Source organism: Paenibacillus sp. J31R30 (genome assembly GCF_059692115.1).
Map to the genome: position 1 here is coordinate 115,127 of NZ_JCAUAV010000011.1, position 19,283 is coordinate 134,409.

The following is a 19,283-nucleotide window of genomic DNA, read 5'->3' on the forward strand; positions in this document are numbered from 1 at the left end:
AGATATTTTCATCATTTAGTGACGTTCTCTTTGTCACGCATCACTTTCACTGCGAATTTCGGGAGTAGAAGCATTCTCTTATAGCGCCAAGGCTCTTGAAGAAGGCGGTAGAACCATTCCAGACGTAATTTTTGAAAAAAAACGGGTGCTCGTTTTAGCTTGCCCGAAAGCACATCAAAACTTCCCCCGACTCCCATCATGACCGGCACACCCAATTGTTCTTTGTATTTCCCGATCCAAGGCTCTTGATTCGCCGCGGCTCTTCCTACTAGAAGCAGGTCTGGCGCAGCAGCTTTAATCACCCTTATCACTTCCGCATCCTCGGCATCACCGAAATAGCCGTCACGGACTCCAACGAGGTTGATCTTCGGGTATGTCGTGCGGATTTTCTCAGCCGCAGCTTGAATGACTTCATCAGAAGCCCCAAGTAAATAGACCTTCCAATCCTTCTTCTCCCCGACCTTCATGAGCTCATGAATCAAATCATAGCCTGGCACTCTCTCAGCGACAGGTTGGCCAACACGAGCGGCAGCCCATACGACCCCCGTTCCATCCGGAACAATCAACTCCGCGCGTTGCATCATTTTCAAATAAGAAGGATCATCCTGCGCGGCCATGACCATAATGGGATTGGCGGTGATAACCTGATGCGGCTGTTTCGATTCGATCACTTTGGCTAAGTAATCGACGGTTTGTTTCATACTCATTTTGGAGATCGGTACGCCGTAGATACGCACCTTCGGTATAGCTTGTAAGGACGCCAGTGCTGCTGGCCCATTCGTTACTGAAGTCGAGCTCATCTTATCTCTTCCTTATTATTGACGTTGTAGGTTACGTTTTGGTTGCTAGTTGGTGGAATGTGGATGCAAGCAGGAACATTATTTCCTTTTGTAAAAGGAAATAATCCGCTGCGCGGGCAGCTGCGCCTGCGCTTTCAGCTGCTCAATGGCGGCGCGGCTTGACGCCGCCCACTGCTCGCGAGCATCGAGGAGGCCCAACGCCTCCTTCGTAAACTCCTGCGCATCGAAGCGAGCTGTCGATGCGGCGGCTTTCATGCCAAGCCTATGGAGGAACTGGTCGATCTTCGGATCGTACGAGATGCCTACCATAGGCACGAACTGCGAGGCTGCATAAATCAAAGAATGCAGCCTCATCCCGATCAGCAGGTCGCATCCCGCGACCTGCGCGAGCATATCCTGCGGATGCGTGATGCCACGCACCATCGCCGCACGCCCGCCGTGATCGCCCAAGCGGTCGATCACGAACTGCGACGCCACCTCATCCGAGGGGAGGTGGAAGGGCAAGAACCGCAGCTGCACATCCGTGCGTGCTGCGAGCAGCTCTTGCAACGACCGCGCGAGAGCTTCCAGCTCCGAGCGGTCCTCGTTCCAGAAGCGGACGGACACGCCGATCGTCCGCACCGCACTAGTACTAGGCGTGCCACCATCCGGCACGCCACCGCCTTCAACACCCTCCCGGAGGGGCAGGCCCATCACCGGATCGGGCACGACCGTGATGCGCTCCCGCGGGAGACGCATCTTACCCAACAAGTCCGCGGACTCTGTATCGCGGACCGACACGATCGCGCAGCGCTTGAACACGCTGCGGATCCAGCCAAAGAACATCGGCCGGCTCACCGGCCCGATGCCTTGCGAATAAATAAACGTTGGCTTCCCGAGCCACTGGGCAATTTTCAAAACAGCCAAGTAATACGGGATCGTCTTCGAGCTGGTAGCATCCTGTAATAAGCTGCCACCGCCGCTGATTAGACCATCAGACTCACGTAAAGCTTTCAAAAGCGAGCCTGGCTTCATCCGATGATAAGCCTTCACGCCATACATCTCAGTGGTCTTCTCAGGATTAGCCGAAAGCACGATAGGTTCAATCTGAACGCCCTGCGCCTCGCCTTGCTCTTTCAAAGCGAACAAAATCGACTGCAGCACAGCCTCATCCCCGCTATTATCGAAGCCGTAGTAGCCGGATAACGCTATTTTGACAATTGGGGCTGTACCCATCGTTTCCAACTCCTTGCGAGTATTTCCCAAGCTGCAATAAGGACTAGTCCGATCAAAGCACCTAGCACGAGTCCGTAAGAGATACGGATCAGGGAGATGTGCAGCGGCGTATGCAGATGAGCAAACGTATCCACTAAAGAAAGCTGGCCAACAACGCCGATGAAGAGTAAATAAACAGCATGGCGGTAGCGAACTGATAAGTACGCACCCAGTAAGAAGATTGGATGTGCCACCAAGAATTCTTTTGTCCGCGGACGCACGCCTAATGTATTTTCCAAGAAAGAACGGAATAACTTCTCAATAGAAGAAGCTTGTCCTTCATTCCCCGTACGAGACAAGTAGTAGAAGACAGCAGCAAGTGCTACGCCTGCAATCACGATCCACAACACGCTTATATAGGAAGAAAGCAATTTTCGAATATTCGCGATCTTTTCCTTATACGTATTATTCTCACTAAAGAACAAGAGATACAGACCAACAATGCCAATTGGAAGCAAATGCAGCATCCCAACACCTCTAAATTGCTGCAACACCAAGGAATACGTTACATGATTCAGCAGCGCTACGACATAAACAATACCTAAACATGATACAAGCGATGTTCGAAGCAGCTGCCATAACCCGTAAGCCAGTCCTGACTTCCACTTCGCTGCAACACCTGAGCGTACCGATCGAATTGCCAGCATAACCGCAACGCTAGGTGCGCTAATGGCAGTCGCCAACGCAAGTCCTTGCGCATACAGATTAGCCGAAAGCGTATGTAAGGCAACTAAACCAAGCAAGCCCAGAACGAAGAAAACAATCGTCAATTCTGGCAAGAAGAACGAAATCATCCACACAATCAAGCTAAGTCCGCCTAACAGTAAGAGGAAACGAGCAATCTTCTGCCAACCTGTTGTTTGTACATCGAATGCCTCTGCTGGCCCTAGCGTAAAGCCTACGTCTTGAATACGCGGAATCGCGCCATCTTTGCCCTGCAGGGCTGCATAATAGGACGAAAGCGGATCAACAACTTTGCCTTTATCTAAGCTTTTCACCGGTTTGGCATTCAGAAACACCATACGGATATTCCGATCTTTCACGGCTAGTACAAGTCGGTCAGACACCCCTTGAATACGGTCAGCAAGCTCCGATTTCTTGAGCGGCTCTGTCAGTTTCTCGCCATCCTTCTCTGTAAAAGAGTGCAGGCGCACGACGTTGTAATTCGTTTGTTTAGCTAATGTGCTGAACCCTTTTTGCGGTTCCTTCAACAACTCAATAGCCGCGAGTCCGATACCATTCTTATGGAGCAAATCGGCCATTTTATTCAAATTAACTTCTGTATTCTCTTCGGTATACCCAGGGACTTCATTCCCATCCACGATGATTCGCTTCACACCAAGATCATGGAATTTCTTCAACATGGCATCCATCTCATTAGTGTTGAACGGTCTGCGATTCGCTAATCGCACGACGATTTGGAAGCCTTGATCTTTCAACATTTGCAGCGTAATCGGATCAGGATCCATCGCTTTAATGGAGGCGTCATCCATACTCATCTGAATGATAAGACCATTCCGATTCTTGAAGCTCCACGGCTTCACACCAACCTTAAGATCTGCAAACGTTTTCTGGATCAGCGGTTCAAGCTTCTGCTGAGTCTGGCTATCCGCGAATAGCACATAGGTGAAATTCTCACTCGGATCGCCAAGTGTTTGGGTCAGCATGGCCGCGTCACGCGAGCTATACATCTCAATGCGACGGCTCTCCTTGAACTCCCCTAATGTACTTTCATAAACAGCCATAGAGCTTATGCCCGCGGCTTTCATGTTCTTCAGCTCTGCGTTCACAAAGCTCTGCGGATTCGTCTGCACATCCGAAATATCCAGTAAGTCGCGATAGTCAAAAACAAATTCAACTTGATTCGCTGAGGTCTCGGTTTGGTGACGCGCGTAGGCAAGCGGCAAGGAGCATAGCATCCCTAAGATCACGATGCACCACAAAATATTTCTTAACGGGTTATTCCAGGTTTGATACAAATTCACTCGTTTTTCCACTCCTTAGAGCATCTACTTTTATTCACTTTATGATCCCGTATACATTCGAAAACCTCTCCGCCCCCAAACGTGGGGAAAACGCCCAATGCATGGTAGATTTCATATCCAGCCATTCATTAGACGATCTATCCCTCACTTAGGTTCTGAAGAGGTCTTGTACACCTATTGCACTATCCGTCTACACGATTAAGTACGTATTGAATGATTCCATCTAACTGCTGTGCAGCCTCAGGCCCTGTTGTCCCTTGCACTGCGAAATAGAATTTAATTTTCGGCTCTGTACCGGATGGACGCAAGCAGAACCATGAACCGTCTTCTAGTTTGAACTTGAGTACGTTCTCGCGAGGTAAGCCGTGAATGCCTTGTGCGTAGTCCAGGGCGGAGCTTACGCGTGTACCGCTGATCTCAGTTGGCGGATTCGTTCTCCAAGCTTCCATCATGCGGCCAATTTGTTCCACGCCGTCTTTCCCTTTGAGTGTTCTTGATTCCAGTTTTTCCAAAAAGAAACCAAAGGATTCGTATAGCTCCTGAAGCACCTCATATAGAGTTTTGCCTTGCTTCTTATAGTAAGCCGCAGCTTCCGCGATTAACATGGCTGCGATGACCGCATCCTTGTCCCTTGCATAGCTGCCAGCCAGGTAGCCGTAGCTCTCTTCATAGCCAAACAGGTACGTATGCTCGCCCGTTTGTTCGAATTGCGACATTTTTTCACCGATATACTTAAAGCCCGTTAACGTATTCAGTGTTGGAATGCCGTAATGATTTGCTATAACTGCGCCCATCTCGCTGGTTACGATCGTTTTGATCACAACGCCGTTCGCAGGGAGTGTTCCACGCTCTTTCATACTTCCCAATAGATAGTTCACGATAATCGCACCGGATTGATTACCCGTTAAGACAACATATTCACCGTTCGCATCCTTCACGACGGCCCCCATGCGATCAGCATCAGGATCGGTTCCGATAATAATGTCAGCATTCCATGCCTTCGCTTGTGCAATGGCTAGCGTGAACGCTTCGCGCTCTTCCGGATTCGGTGATTTCACGGTGGAGAACTGCGCATCAGGCAGCTCTTGCTCCGCTACTACGCGCACTTGTTCGAAGCCTACGGCTTTCAATACCTCGCGTACAGGGATATTCCCTGCGCCGTGCAGCGGTGTGAAAATCACACGGAAATCATCACTGATTTCCTTAATGACGTTTGGATTTTGACTAACGGCCGTAACAGCCTCTATGTAAGCCTGATCCACATCTTCGCCTAACCAAGCTAACAACCCTTGCGCTTCCGCTTCTTGCTGGGACAGCTTCTTTACTTTATCAAAGGTATCGATGCTTTGTACGTGAGCAATGACTTGCTCTGCAAACTCAGGCACCAACTGCCCACCGTCTGCCCCGTACACTTTATAGCCGTTATATTCTGGCGGATTGTGACTCGCTGTGACAACAACACCCGCAGTCGCGCCTAAGTATCTGACGGCAAATGAAAGCTGAGGTGTCGCGTGCAGCGTCTTGAATAGATACGCTTTAATCCCATTACCTGCGAAAACAAGCGCGGATTCCAAAGCGAACTCAGGAGACATGTGACGAGAGTCGTAAGCAAGAACGATTGCAGGGTTAGCTGCACCTGTTCCATTTACATACTGAGCTAAGCCCTGGCTTGCGCGTCCGACAGTGTACACATTGATACGATTCGTACCTGCGCCAATGACCCCACGGAGACCGCCTGTCCCAAATTCAAGATCTTTATAAAAGCGATCCTCGATTTCTCTCTCATCTTCCCGAATAGCTTGGAGTTCTTGCTTCGTTTGCTCATCGACAGCTGGATCTTGGAGCCATAATTGATACTCTGTTTGTACACGCGTCATCGTCGTCAGGTCATCTCCTTTATAAGTACGAGCTATTTATTAGCAAGGGCGAACATAAGCTCACCTTCGACTACCACTTTGTCACCAACCTTAGCCACTGCTTGACCTTTGACAATGCTGCCTTTGACCCGTGTGATGGTCATTTCTAGCGTAAGTGTATCTCCTGGCACGACCTGTTGACGCCAGCGAATGCCGTCTGCGCCTGCGAATAGACCGATTTTGCCTTTATACTCAGGCATCGACAAGACGGCTACAGCGCCAACCTGCGCGAGGGCTTCAACAATCAGAACGCCTGGCATCACCGGATAACCGGGAAAGTGTCCTGCGAAGAAAGGGTCATTGATGGTAACATTCTTGATCCCAACAGCTCTAACCCCTTCTTCGACTTCCAAAATGCGGTCAACGAGCAGAAAAGGCGGGCGGTGAGGAATGATCTCTTGAATTTGGTTAATATCTAGCATCGTGCGTTCGTGCTCCTTTCGAATACTTGTATAAAATACAAGGGAATTACTTACAATAGGGAGGTCCCTTCATATCCTGCAGAGTTGAAGGTTCATATAAGGGGAGCTTATGTAAAGGTCTGTATCACAGACCCCTACATAGGCTCTTTTTTCGTTGTGCCTGTGATGGTTATTTCGCTCTAGCTCCTCGATTTAATAGAAGGAACTGGAAAATATAAATAAATGATGTTAAGAAGGAGACCCCGATCACATACCATAAATACGAGATAGCAAAGGTAAATTCAAACACAATGAAAAGGATGGCGAAATAGTAGAGAACCGTCGTTAACTTCCCCATAACGTTCGCTGGAACGGTCAGTTTCCCTCTGAAATGAAAAAAGGCAGAGCCAATAATCATACCTGCGTCACGTATGAACATAGCCGCTGCTGCTTGCCAAGGAATCATCTCTGAGATGAGCAAGGAGAGGATAACCGCAATCATCATACACTTATCGGCCAGCGGGTCTAACATGACACCCATAGGGGTGATTAATTTACGCGTTCTAGCGATATAGCCATCTAAGATATCCGTCAATCCAGCTACAAGTAAGATAATGAAGGAGGTTCGGATATAGCCATTAAAAAAAAGCACGAGGTACACGGGGATTAGTACAAACCTGCTGATCGTGAGCATGTTCGGTATATTCAAGGTACTCCTCCTGCGCCTAAGTATCCGATCCGAAATTTCAAGATTTGGTAGATAAAGCCTTTATCCATTATACCGCTGCTTGGATAAAAATAAAACTCCCATGCGGGAGTTCGAATTAATTTGCAAAAACGAGATCGTATAAATGCCGCCATGTGCTAATATGTAAGATTTCTGATGATGGCTGTTGTCCCAGCTTCGTGTAACCCACCCATAATCCAACATAGATAGCTATAACACAGAGCACAGGAATACGTATGATTTTGAAAATAAGCCAAAGGATCTTCTGCCATCTCGGCCTTGGCTGTTTCTTCTTGACTGGAGCAGGCTTATCCGTCATCGAGCCTATCCCTACCTTTCTACGATCAAGCACGTAAATTGTTAGCCATATTCATCATCTGATCGGACGATGTGATAGCCCGGGAATTCAGCTGAAGCGCGCGTTGAACAATAACCAGGTCTGTCATTTCATCCGAGAGTGTCACATTCGATTGCTCTAAGAATCCTTGCAGCAAGTTAACGCGAGTCGCTTCTGTCGCAGCCACGCCGTTCACGTCCTGCAAGATGTTCGCCTTCTCACCCGCGGTAATCCCCGCTGGCAGCGTATATAGGTTATCCCCCACATCTTGAAGCAGCTGTGGACGTACCACACGAACAAGCTTGATTTGACCTAATGTCACGGGTGCTGCTGATGGATCCTGTTCATTGTAGCCTTGGATTGTACCCTCTTTCCCAACGGCTGGTCGGAAACCAACTGGTACGTGAATCGGATTGCCGTCCGTACCTGAGATGAAGTGACCTTCTTTGGTCGTGAGGACTGTCCCGCCAGCTCCATCCGGCGTTAAGCTAAATGCCCCATTACGGGTCCAAGCTGGTTGAAACACTTGATTACCGTTCTCGTCCACCTTGCTGACAGCAACTTCGAACAAACCATCGCCTTGGATGGCGAAGTCTGTTAGATTACCCGTCGACTGTACAGGCCCTTGCGACAAATTCGTTTGAATTTGCACGAGCCTAGAGCCCCATCCTTGGTTAAAGCCGAGCGGCGAGAAGCGTCCTTGTTGACGGAAGCCTTCGGGCTGCGCTTGAACGTTCGTCAAGACATCCTCGAAGGAGGCTTCCTTCTTCTTGAAGCCGTTCGTATTTACGTTTGCTATGTTATTGGAGAGAATATCCAGCTTTTGCTGTAAGCTGTGCATGGATACCGATGAGTTGATCATGGAATTGTTCATGGTTGGCCCCTTCGCTAAGCTAGATTTAGACGCGTCCTACTTCGTTTGCTGCTTTATCCATACTTTTATCATACGATTGAATGACCTTCTGATTCGCTTCATAGGCGCGCAGCGCCGACATCATGTCCACCATGGATTGCGCGGAATCCACGTTCGAACGTTCGACAAAGCCCTGACGTACTTCAACTTGATCGCCTGCCGCTACTTGCGTGATCGTCGCTTCATCCCCCGGATTAATGCGCATTAACCCGTTCCCCTCGCGGAGCAAGAGATTCGGATTCTCTGCCCGCGAAAGCATCAAGCCAATCGGCGCTCCTGCCGCATCCAATATCGGAAGTCCATCGCTGTCCATGAACTCACCCTTAGCCGTTACTTTGAAATTGGAAATCGGTTGCCCGGCTCCATCCAACAAGACCAAGGGTTGTCCATCTCGACCCAACACTTGTTCACCATTCGCATTCACAAGTTGTCCTGCTGCATCGACAGTAAACTTCCCGTTTAAGGAGTAACGCTGTTCACCATTCGGATTCAAGACAGTAAATAACGCCTGCGGTTGGAACGTCCGCTCGCCGTCTTCGTTTACATATTTGCCTGTTGCATCAAATGTGACTCCCGGCAGCTGAATGTTAGAGACGAGTGCGAAGTCGAAGGGATTCTGCGTCTCCTGCAGATCACCTTGTGTGTGGACAGAGATACTCTCCTCGGAGAACACACCTAAGCTCATCTTCCCAAGAGGTGCTGGTGAGGCACCTTGTCCACCGCGAATCGTAGAGATCAGCATTTCTGGAAACGAACGCGACAAGGCATTACCCTGTTTAAAGCCTGGGGAATTCAAGTTGGCAATGTTATTGGTTATGGTATCGTGTCTGCGTTGCTCAGAAATCATCCCTGCGGCCGCGGTATACAGTCCTCTTAACATCAAGTCACCTCTTAGATAGTATATCTAACTAAAATTTGCGTTTGGTTACTTTATCTAAATTATCAAGCATAATTCCTGTCCCTTTAACTACACAGGACATTGGATCTTCTGCGATTAATACAGGTACTTTCAACTCATCCGCAAGCAATTGATCAAGACCATGCAGCAATGCGCCGCCGCCTGTCAGAATAACACCACGGTCAATAATATCCGCAGATAACTCTGGAGGTGTCCGCTCAAGCACGCTCTTCGCCGCAGTGACGATGGAGGAAACCGGATCCCATAGCGCTTCCTGTACCTCGCTGGAGTGGATTGTAATGGTCAAAGGAAGTCCGGATACCATATCTCTTCCGCGAATATCCATCTCTTGATCGCGCCCATGTGGATATACCGTTCCGATTTTCAACTTGATATCTTCGCTTGTCCGTTCACCGATAAGCAGCTTGTACTTATTTTTGATATACTTCATGATCGCTGTGTCGAACTTATCGCCAGCAATCTTGATGGAAGAGGAGGTGACGATGTCGCCCATGGATAACACGGCAACATCCGTCGTCCCTCCGCCAATATCAACAACCATATTACCGCTAGGCTGGAAGATGTCCATCCCGGCGCCAATTGCTGCTGCCTTCGGTTCTTCTTCCATGAATACCTCACGAGCACCGCTGCGCTCAGCGGCTTCGCGAATCGCTTTCTGCTCGACCGAGGTAATGTTGGTAGGGGCGCAGATCAGTATTCTCGGGTGAGAATACCAATTCTTGCCCCCAATTTTCGCGATGAAATGCTTTAACATCATTTCCGTAATATCAAAATCTGCGATAACACCGTCCTTCAATGGACGAATGGCAATGATGTTGCCAGGCGTTCTACCTACCATGCGGAAGGCTTCCTCGCCTACAGCCAGCACGCGTTTCGTATCGCTTTCAATAGCAACTACGGATGGCTCATCAAGCACAACTCCGCGACCTTTAACATGAATAAGCACATTTGCCGTGCCGAGATCTATTCCAATATCCTTGCTGAACATTTCTAATTAATCCTCCCTAAACCTACCGTCCATCCCGTGAAGAATCGGCGCTCTGATATACAGTTCTAATTATAAGCTAAATTCGCTATAAATGCATGTTTTCCTCTTTTTCCGTGAAATTTCGACACGTCCAGTTATAGGAAACATAGGAAACATCTCGGGATGAAGGGTATCTTAGGACTTAACCGTAACCAAAACTTCGGAAAGCTTAGGATTACGGGTCTTACGATACTTAATTTTCGTCGCTTCTCCTCCCCTAAGGTGCCGAATTGACTTGTGATACTCCAAAATGTGCTTCACCTGATTGGCCAGGTCTGGGTTGATTTCCGGTAGTCTTTCCGTCAAATCCTTATGCACCGTGCTTTTGGAAACGCCGAATTCCTTAGCAATGGTGCGAACCGTATTCTTGGTCTCGACGATACAGGTACCAATCTTAATGGTTCGCTCTTTGATGTAATCGTGCACTCCCCTCGCCTCCCTACTCGAGATAGTTTGGTAAAGTATATGAGGGGCATGACTAGATATTCTACGTAACCAAGCCTGACAAGCTCATTTCCCATATTTATTTTCAAAATAATGGGGCAATTTGAGCTTTTACCGCTAATACGGGTCCAAATCGGATGAAAAATAGGAAAAAGCAGCAGGTATGTACCCGCTGCCCTTCACTTATATTTTATTGCTTCACATTCAAGAGGCTCTCTGGGTTAACGGCTGCATTATCGCTAACTTGACGCACTTCAAAGTGTAAATGCACGCCATCTTCCTTCTCGAAATCGTTGCTGCCTGCTTTGGCAATGATGTCGCCTTTTTTCACTTCAGCGCCTTTCGTTACCTTCACGTCTGATAAGCTTTGGTAAATACTGATCAGGCCGTTGCTGTGTGTAATCTCAACCAGCTTACCTACAACAGGGCTTTGCTCGACAGCAGTAACTTTACCACCAAGTGCTGCTAGAACATCAAAGGCTGCACCATCTTTTGCCTTTAAGTCGATGGCCGTGTGCGGAGTCAGTTGATCGAGATATTCGATCATAGCCGCTGCTTTCACATCATTGGATGCATTTGTGTCATAGTAAGGAATCGCCACTTCGACAGCAGCTCTGTCTTTGACAGGCCATTGCATTGCTTCCGTGGTTCCGTTAACCGCGACAGCCCCATCATGTGGTGCTCTCGGATTATCGGTTTGTTCTGTACTGCTAACCTTAATACCCAGATCTTCTTCGCTGACTGTTTTCGTTCCTGCCCCCTGGTACACCCACATTAAGGTTAAGATAATTGCTGCTGCTGCCACATACGTCGCTGGGAATACCCATTTCTTAGCAAGCAACCTCTTCCATGCAGATGTTGGACCTTGTGCTCCTTGAACAGTTTTAGGAGCTTCTTCTTTCTGAAAACCTTTGTTATTATCACTCATGGTTATCACCTCATCAACCATTCTTGACACATTCCAAGGTTTTATACTTCCAGAAAGATATTTTTATAGAAACATTACAAGGTTATGATTTGTGGAGAAAAGAAGCTGCATTTTCGATAGAGATGCCTGTGTAATAATAGGTTACGATCTCCTCGGCTGTTTTCCCTTCCTTCGCCATACCGTTGGCCCCCCACTGACTGAGACCCACACCGTGGCCATAACCGTAAGTGGTAATCGTAATTTGAGAGCCTGCCCATTTCCAAGCGAATTGAGAGGATGCTAGGCCTAGTTTCTCTCTCACCTCACGTCCAGAGAAAATCTTGCCTCCTATTGTCATACTTTTAATGCGATGTCCGGTAGACCAAGAGAGTACTTTCATGCCTTTGGCGCTCGTATCCGTCGTCGCAATGCTCGCCACACCTAGCTTCTGAAGCATAGTCTTATAGCTGATCGTAACACTTTCTTGATAGCGAGAGGAAAGTTTGATATCCCAAGGACTAGGTACGCTGCGCAAATACGGACTTTTGAAAGGCCAGTACTCTTCCGAATTCTCGGTATAGCCATTGCTTGTTGAGAAAAAAGTCGCATTGATCGGAACGTGCCCATAGGTCAATATTTTGTCTTTGGTCTCATTGACGGCTCTATCAATCTTGGCCATATTCACTTCGTACTTGGACTTGTCCCACTTCTCTCTGAGCGCTTGATCCGTTAAATAGGCCTGATGAGCTGTCGTATCCGTCACCAGCGCGTCGTTCACCGGCATGTTGCTGTAATCCTTTTCTATAACTCTACGCACAACATAGGTTCTAGCTGCCATTGCTTGCGCCTTGAGTGCCTCTAGTTCGAAATCAACAGGCATTTCAGCAGCTAGCACACCTCTCACATATTGCTCTAGTGGAACGGTTTGAACGGTCGCCTGTTTCGTCAAATACACGGGGATCATCAGACCTTGCTCGGTACTAGTCTCTTGCAAAGTTGAATCTGTAATTGGGATGGGGTATACCTCGTCGGTCGGAATCTTCTTGACTAGCAATCCAGGCACAATGATAGTGACACACAACATGGAAGATAAGCAAACAGCCATCCACAGGATGACCTCTTTTCTGAGCACGCGTTTCTTTTTGAACATATGTCTGAGCAGCCTCCATAAGCGCGTTTACTAGCAGGAATTTTGGTATGTCTTAGCTTATGAGAGGGGTTGCTAGAATAGAACTTGAGAAGAGTCTGAGAAGTACTAAGAAGGCAGAGAGAGTAAGAGCAAGCGCAGAGGTAAGTACTGGTAGAAATAAGGCGTGAGCAAAAATAAAAGTAGAGTAAACGCGAGCTAGACTGTACAAGTGAGAGCTTGAGCGAGAGTGAGAGTGAGAGTGAGAGTGAGTGTGAGAGAGTCAGTCCACCAAAGTAGCTAAATTGCCGTATGAACTTCTCTCCAAACAAAAAGAACCATCAGGGTCGTTCCCCGATGGTTCTTCTTCTATTACGCTAGCGTTGGCTGGATATTGAAAAATCCAAGCTCCGCCACTTCCTGTTCAATCTCTTGTGGGACCGAGCGATAAATGTCGGCACCTAGCTCACGCAGAACGTCCGTAATGTCGACATATCCACGATCGATATGGTGAACACCCGTGATCTCGGTTTCACCCTCAGCCGCTAATGCCGCGAGAATGAGCGCCGCACCCGCACGCAGGTCTGTTGCACATACCTTCGCACCACGCAGCTTCGAGTTACCGCTTACGATCGCTGTACGTCCATCCACTTTAATGTTTGCGTTCATATTCGCGAATTCATCCACATGCATAAACCGGTTCTCGAACACGGTTTCGGTTACAAGACTCGTTCCGTCTGCCACCATCAGCAGCGCCATCATTTGCGACTGCATATCAGTTGGGAAGCCCGGATACGGCAACGTCTTCACGTCCACTGCACGCAGTGGACCTGTAGCACGAACACGAATGCCGTTCTCATCTTCTTCGATCGTCACGCCCATTTCCTGCATCTTCGAAATGACAGGACGAAGATGATCACCAATCGCGCCTTCCATATACAGTTCGCTACCCGTAATAGCCGCAGCGATCATATAAGTTCCGGCTTCTACGCGATCCGGAATCACCGTATGTACGGCGCCGCGAAGCTTCTCAACACCCTCAATGCGGATAACACCCGTTCCCGCACCGCGGATGACAGCGCCCATCGCATTCAGATAATTGGCCAAATCAACAATTTCCGGTTCTTTTGCCGCATTTTCAATGGTTGTTGTGCCTTCCGCAAGCGTTGCAGCCATCATAATGTTCTCGGTTGCGCCTACACTGGCGACATCCAAATAAATTTTGGCACCCTTCAGGCGCCCTTTCACTTTCGCTTCGATATAGCCTTGACCCAGTTCAATATCGGCACCCATCGCTTCAAAGCCTTTGAGATGCTGGTCAATCGGTCTTGTGCCAATCGCACAACCGCCTGGAAGCGAAATTCTCGCTTGACCCAACCTAGCTAACAAAGGACCCATCACGAGGAAAGAGGCTCTCATTTTACGGACTAGATCATAGGAAGCTTCACAGGTATTAATCTGCCCAGCTTTAACTCGAATCACCTGACGGTTATATTCGACTTCAATTCCTAAGCTTTGTAATACTTTATTAATGACTAGTACATCGTCAAGGGGAGGCGCATCGTGGATGACGCTTTCACCTTCCGACCCCAGAATGGAAGCCGCAATAATCGGCAGTACCGCATTTTTTGCTCCGTTGATTTTTACATTGCCAGCTAGCTTTCGGCCACCGCGGACGATAATTTTGCTCATCATGGTCCCTCCGCGCACTTATTTTAAAAGACAGGTTTTGCACATTTCCTAAGTTTATCATTTGGAGCCACATAGATACAACTGTGTTCTTTTGGCAGTCAGAGATGCCCTACATAGAGTTCGAAGCCTCTTGCGTTTTTCATTCCGTTCTATTATCCATTGTTGACAACAAACTTCTGCATTATTCGGGAAATCGTATTAAAACATCTTACTGAAACTCAATGAAAGACCTAAATACTGAATGAAAAAGCCTGCAACCAACTGCCCAAGTCCGATCGAAAGTAATATTTGCAGCATAATGGCTTGTGCGCCTTTGGGCCTTCTCAGCAAAACATCAAAGCGGAACGCTTGCAGCGACCACCACGCTAATCCGATACAAAGAATATAGACAGCTATACTAGCCATGTTCATCCACGACGCATATTGCGCCATTTCACTCCATTTGTCCGTCTCGTTCATAGGTCACTCCTCTTCGATTTACCGGTTGACGACTTTGGCCAGCAAAGTCACAAATTCTGCCCGTGTTGCTTGATCTTCCGGATGGAAGGTACCATCGGGAAATCCGCTGATCCAACCATCGGCTGCCATCTGTTTGAGAATGCCCACGCCCCAGTAAGATTCACTCACATCGCTAAAAGGCGTATTGCCGCGCAGCTTCCCTGTCATATTCATACTGCGTGCAAGCATTTGTGTCATTTCCATCCGGGTCAACTTTCCGTCGGGATCAAAAGTCCCATCCGGGTAGCCTTCTACGATCGACGCCTGAACCGTTTTGGCAATGTCGGCATAAGCCCAATGCGAAGCAGCTACATCGCTAAATCGTAAGTCCTTGCGTTTCGTTAAACGCAAAGCATGTGACAGCACGGTAGCGGCTTCTGCCCTTGTAATCGACTGATTAGGAGCAAAACGATAGTTGCCATACCCGCTAATCATGCCTTGCTCGGTAAGCTGGCTAATGGCCTCCTGCGCCCAATGTCCGGCAATATCGACATACCCGCTGACAAGCCCATAACTATTCAACTGTAAGCGATACATCTGACTCATGAACCACTGGTTGGCCTGGAGCTTAATATAATACGTTCCTTCAGGCAAAGGCTTCTCGAAATTGAGCTGACTCGAACCAGACTCACTACGATAGGTACCTTGCTCCTGAAGGGAATTATTATACAAGGTGGCATATAACGTACGTGATGTAGGAATATTCGTTAATCGCACTTGCGCCAAGCTATCTGAAGTCAACCGGAATTCAAACCAATCGACGTCATCATTTTTGTTAAAAACACCCTCATACCCTGCATTCATCGCAGCAAACGTAGCTTGATACGATTTGTCATTCGGTTCGTTCGGGTCAATTAATTTAGGATCATACTCAATCTCTAACGTATATTCACCCGTAATCGGTCCGGCATAGTCCTTCACATTACTCACACGAATATAGTACTGTCCAGGAAGGACCTCCATTTGAGAGCTAACCTCTATCCCACCATCACCAGCTTGATCGATCGTCGCCCCCTTCTCTCCTTCTTTCTGGAAAAGAAGCATGGGATCAATCCGACCTGTATCCGTTGATAGTCGAAGGCGCATCGTGCCCGAGTGTTCTAGCGTTAGTGCGAACCAATCGAGATCTCCTTTTTCATGAAAAGTACCTCGTACAGTCTGACTGCGCTCTGGCAATGTAAAAGCCTTATACTGCCGATCATTATCCTCAAAAGGATCCGTATAAATCACAAAATCCGTCCGGAGTGTGTAATTCATAGCTGTCTTCCGTGTTCGATCCACGTTCTCCAGCTGCACATACGTGCGCCCTTTGGTCACAGCCACCGTGAACGGCTTAGCATCTGCACCACTGGCCGCGACAAAGCTCTGCCCCGAATCGAAATTCACGCGAATTCCTGCGCCGCTATCTTCAGCAAGCACAGCTAATTGGATGGACCCGTCGTAAACCGCATCAATTATATACCAGTCTTGATCCTGCCCCGAGCTAAGGTTCGCTCTGACCATCGTATGATTTGGAAGTGATGCTGCCTGACTAGCTAGATCATTCGGCTCAAACCGATCTTGCTTATACGGCTCGGTCAGTGCTTTCTCGATGTTCAATAAGCCATAACCCGTCTTAGCGTCCCATCCTTTGGCCATCAAGTCCTGCGCCGTTTGTTCGATCTGCGATCGCACCTGATACGCCGTCATCCCTGGGTATTTACCCCAGACTAGCGCTGCTGCGGCTGCTACTTGAGGCGCAGCCATCGAGCTTCCATCTTGGTACTGATATCCCCCGCCAAGAGCGGTCGTGTATACATCCCAAGGTGCCATAACATCTAGCTCTGGGCCGTAATTCGACCGCGGATCAGCAAGTTTATTCAGACTCACCCCGCCAACGGATAATACCGTCGGATAGGCCGCGGGGTATTTCACACTTGTGCTTTCATTACCAACAGCTGCGACAAGCAATACATTACGGTCCTCAGCGTACTGCACAACACCTGCCAAGTAATCCGAATATTTATTCAACCCTAAAGAAAGCACAACGATTTTCGCTCCGTGATCGACGGCATATTTAATCCCTTCTCCCAGCTTAGCTTCGCCGCCTGTTCCATCTGCTTCTAGCGCCTTAATCGGCATAATCTTGGCATTGGGAGCGATTCCCGCAATACCTTTATCGTTATTAATCGCAGCGGCAATTAAGCCCGCTACGTTCGTTCCATGTCCATTATCATCAAAAGGCTTTTTTGAAGCCTGCAGCAAGTTCACACCATCAACCAAATTGCCAATTAAATCTGGATGCCCAAGATCAACGCCTGTATCCACAACGGCGACTATAATCGGCGAACGAGAATCTCCTGCCGCCGCCCACGCTTGATCAACGCGAATCATATCCAAATAGGTTTGTTTCACCCTCATCGGATCCGAAGACACCGCGTACGCTGCCTCTACGTTGGTCACGAATGCTGTTAGTCCTAGGACGAGCAGCAGCATTATCATGGAGCCTAAGTATCGAAAACTTTTCATCACATCAGGTCCTTTATCCCATATTAAATCTCTTTTGTCATTTACTTATATATCTATACCACATTAAACTTCTTCTCGATACCTATAACGGTTTATCTTCGCAAAAAGTTCAGATCTGACGAAATTTTTTAAAAATATTTTTTGGGAATTGTCCGCCTGCCGAGCTATAATGGACCCTCGAGTCTTTTATTTCCAGGGAAATAGGCAAGTTCCATTGGTAACGGACAGCGTTATCGGCAAAAAACTACCCCTATGTCCGTTAAGCAGTGGGATTGGAAATTAGAAAAGCCCTTCCTACACTTAAGTAGGAAGGGCCTTCTCGTAAGACATTTACATGATGATGAAATCCTTTGTCAAAGTAAAGACGCTCTCAATGGCTTTCAGCACCAAGTGCGGAACCGCGCCTAGCGCCACGCTGATTAGGGTACATAGCCAAACGGTTATGCCTAATGGTACGGACACTTTGATCGCTGCCGGCTCATAATCGCTGCGCATGAACATTTGACGGACGATACTGAAATAGTAGTAGAACGAGACCACGCTGGTTGCGATCATTAAGGCACCAAGCCAGTATTGCTGCGTCTGCATCGTTCCTAAAATAATGTAAAGCTTACCGAAGAATCCGCCTGATACAGGAATACCAGCTAAGGAAAGAATGATCAATACCATCGCCACGGCTGTTAAAGGTGCACGGTAGTACAAGCCTGCGAAGCCTTTGGCCTCGGTGTGACCTTCAGCCTGTTCGATAATCATCAGCACAGCGAAAGCTCCGATATTCATAAACATATACGCAATTAAGTAGAAAATGAATTCCGAGAAATTGGCATAATGCGTGGCCGAGAAGTACGTTCCGATTGGAACGAGCAGGTAGCCGGCATTCGCAATACCCGAATAGGCGAGTAGCCTTTTCATATTCGTTTGCTTCAGGGCAATGAAATTCCCCACCACCATCGCAATCGCCGCCATAACGGATATCGCGAGAAACACGTCGGATTGCAATTGGCTTCCTTCGAAGCTGCTAAATCCGAACAAGACATAGAAGACACGGAACAGGATGGCAAAGCCAGCCGCTTTGGACACGACAGCCAAGAAAGCCGTTACCGGAGTTGGCGCACCCTCATATACATCCGGTGCCCAGCTGTGGAATGGCGCAGCGGCGATCTTGAAGCCGAAGCCTGCTAATAGCAGGAAGAACGCCACGTAGAGCAATGGCTCATAGGAAGCTACCAACGACGGGAGGGCTGTGCCAATCTCTTGCAGATTAGCAGAACCAACCATTCCATACAGGAATGACATGCCGTACAGGATAATAGCGGATGAAATACCGCCCATCACCAAATACTTGAATGATCCTTCATTAGACTTGCTATCTCTCTTCTTCATGGCAACCATCAAGTAAGAGGTGATGCTGAGCAGTTCCAAGCCTACATAGAGTGTAATCAAATCACCCGAGGATGACATGATCATGGCCCCTAACGCAGCAGGCAAATAGAAGTAGTAGTACTCTCCGACATGCGGGATGCTATCCTCTTTCACGAAGCCTAAGCTCATGAAAACGATGAGTCCAGTGCCAACGAGGGTACATAATTTAAGTAAGTTTGAGAAATCATCGACGCGGTAGCTTTGATTCAGAAGCTGAATCGCCTCGTCTGGATTCAACTGCAGGACAACGAAGACGGCGGAAATCGCGATGCCGACTAAGGTCAACCATCCGATAATCGAGCGACTGAATCGGTTCGGCAGGACCAAATCCAAGAGAGATAGGATGATCGCGGTAGCAACCAGCGCAAGCTCAGGGAGCAGATACATCAAATCAGCAGCATGGAGTC

Annotated in this window: 17 protein-coding genes; all 17 read right to left on the reverse strand. The window is 48.2% G+C overall.

Annotated elements, in window-relative coordinates; all coding sequences use genetic code 11:
- Positions 1–11: 11 nt before the first annotated feature.
- Positions 12–800 (reverse strand): WecB/TagA/CpsF family glycosyltransferase, encoded by a 789-nt coding sequence (locus AC58QO_RS26750; RefSeq protein ID WP_497270929.1) that lies wholly within the window; start codon positions 798–800, stop codon positions 12–14.
- Positions 801–878: 78 nt separating this feature from the next.
- Positions 879–2,015 (reverse strand): polysaccharide pyruvyl transferase CsaB, encoded by a 1,137-nt coding sequence (gene csaB / locus AC58QO_RS26755; RefSeq protein WP_497270930.1) that lies wholly within the window; start codon positions 2,013–2,015, stop codon positions 879–881.
- A complete protein-coding gene (locus AC58QO_RS26760) occupies positions 1,988–4,039 on the reverse strand; it encodes a DUF5693 family protein (RefSeq protein WP_497270932.1) in 2,052 nt (683 codons plus the stop codon). Before AC58QO_RS26760 ends, csaB begins: the two co-directional genes overlap by 28 nt.
- A gap of 182 nt (positions 4,040–4,221) precedes the next feature.
- Positions 4,222–5,925 (reverse strand): phospho-sugar mutase, encoded by a 1,704-nt coding sequence (locus tag AC58QO_RS26765; protein WP_497271044.1) that lies wholly within the window; start codon positions 5,923–5,925, stop codon positions 4,222–4,224.
- Between the two features lie 23 nt (positions 5,926–5,948).
- Positions 5,949–6,377 (reverse strand): 3-hydroxyacyl-ACP dehydratase FabZ, encoded by a 429-nt coding sequence (gene fabZ / locus AC58QO_RS26770; protein WP_497270934.1) that lies wholly within the window; start codon positions 6,375–6,377, stop codon positions 5,949–5,951.
- 169 nt (positions 6,378–6,546) lie between these two features.
- Positions 6,547–7,065, reverse strand: coding sequence for a CDP-alcohol phosphatidyltransferase family protein (locus tag AC58QO_RS26775; protein ID WP_497270936.1), 519 nt, complete (start codon positions 7,063–7,065; stop codon positions 6,547–6,549).
- A gap of 115 nt (positions 7,066–7,180) precedes the next feature.
- Positions 7,181–7,402 (reverse strand): DNA-directed RNA polymerase subunit beta, encoded by a 222-nt coding sequence (locus AC58QO_RS26780; RefSeq protein ID WP_497270938.1) that lies wholly within the window; start codon positions 7,400–7,402, stop codon positions 7,181–7,183.
- Between the two features lie 25 nt (positions 7,403–7,427).
- Positions 7,428–8,294, reverse strand: a complete 867-nt coding sequence (locus AC58QO_RS26785) for a flagellar hook-basal body protein (RefSeq protein WP_497270939.1) — start codon at positions 8,292–8,294, stop codon at positions 7,428–7,430.
- Between the two features lie 25 nt (positions 8,295–8,319).
- Positions 8,320–9,213: a flagellar hook-basal body protein gene (locus AC58QO_RS26790; RefSeq protein WP_497270941.1), complete on the reverse strand. Its 894-nt coding sequence runs from the start codon at positions 9,211–9,213 to the stop codon at positions 8,320–8,322.
- A gap of 28 nt (positions 9,214–9,241) precedes the next feature.
- Positions 9,242–10,240, reverse strand: a complete 999-nt coding sequence (locus AC58QO_RS26795; protein ID WP_436233409.1) for a rod shape-determining protein — start codon at positions 10,238–10,240, stop codon at positions 9,242–9,244.
- 174 nt (positions 10,241–10,414) lie between these two features.
- Entirely contained in the window at positions 10,415–10,705 is a 291-nt protein-coding gene (spoIIID, locus tag AC58QO_RS26800) for a sporulation transcriptional regulator SpoIIID (RefSeq protein WP_057313422.1), read from the reverse strand.
- A 208-nt stretch (positions 10,706–10,913) separates the two neighbouring features.
- Complete coding sequence (locus tag AC58QO_RS26805; protein ID WP_497270943.1) at positions 10,914–11,651, reverse strand: peptidoglycan DD-metalloendopeptidase family protein; 738 nt, start codon at positions 11,649–11,651, stop codon at positions 10,914–10,916.
- Positions 11,652–11,733: 82 nt separating this feature from the next.
- Positions 11,734–12,780: a stage II sporulation protein D gene (gene spoIID / locus AC58QO_RS26810; RefSeq protein WP_497270945.1), complete on the reverse strand. Its 1,047-nt coding sequence runs from the start codon at positions 12,778–12,780 to the stop codon at positions 11,734–11,736.
- A 348-nt stretch (positions 12,781–13,128) separates the two neighbouring features.
- On the reverse strand, positions 13,129–14,448 hold the full coding sequence (gene murA, locus AC58QO_RS26815) for a UDP-N-acetylglucosamine 1-carboxyvinyltransferase (protein WP_497271046.1): 1,320 nt from the start codon (positions 14,446–14,448) through the stop codon (positions 13,129–13,131).
- 198 nt (positions 14,449–14,646) lie between these two features.
- The gene (locus AC58QO_RS26820) at positions 14,647–14,907 is read right to left on the reverse strand and encodes a DUF1146 domain-containing protein (protein ID WP_497270946.1); all 261 of its coding nucleotides are present in this window, start codon (positions 14,905–14,907) and stop codon (positions 14,647–14,649) included.
- Positions 14,908–14,925: 18 nt separating this feature from the next.
- Positions 14,926–17,454, reverse strand: coding sequence for a S8 family serine peptidase (locus AC58QO_RS26825; RefSeq protein WP_497270948.1), 2,529 nt, complete (start codon positions 17,452–17,454; stop codon positions 14,926–14,928).
- Positions 17,455–17,784: 330 nt separating this feature from the next.
- Positions 17,785–19,263, reverse strand: a complete 1,479-nt coding sequence (locus tag AC58QO_RS26830) for an NADH-quinone oxidoreductase subunit N (protein ID WP_497271048.1) — start codon at positions 19,261–19,263, stop codon at positions 17,785–17,787.
- Positions 19,264–19,283: the final 20 nt, after the last annotated feature.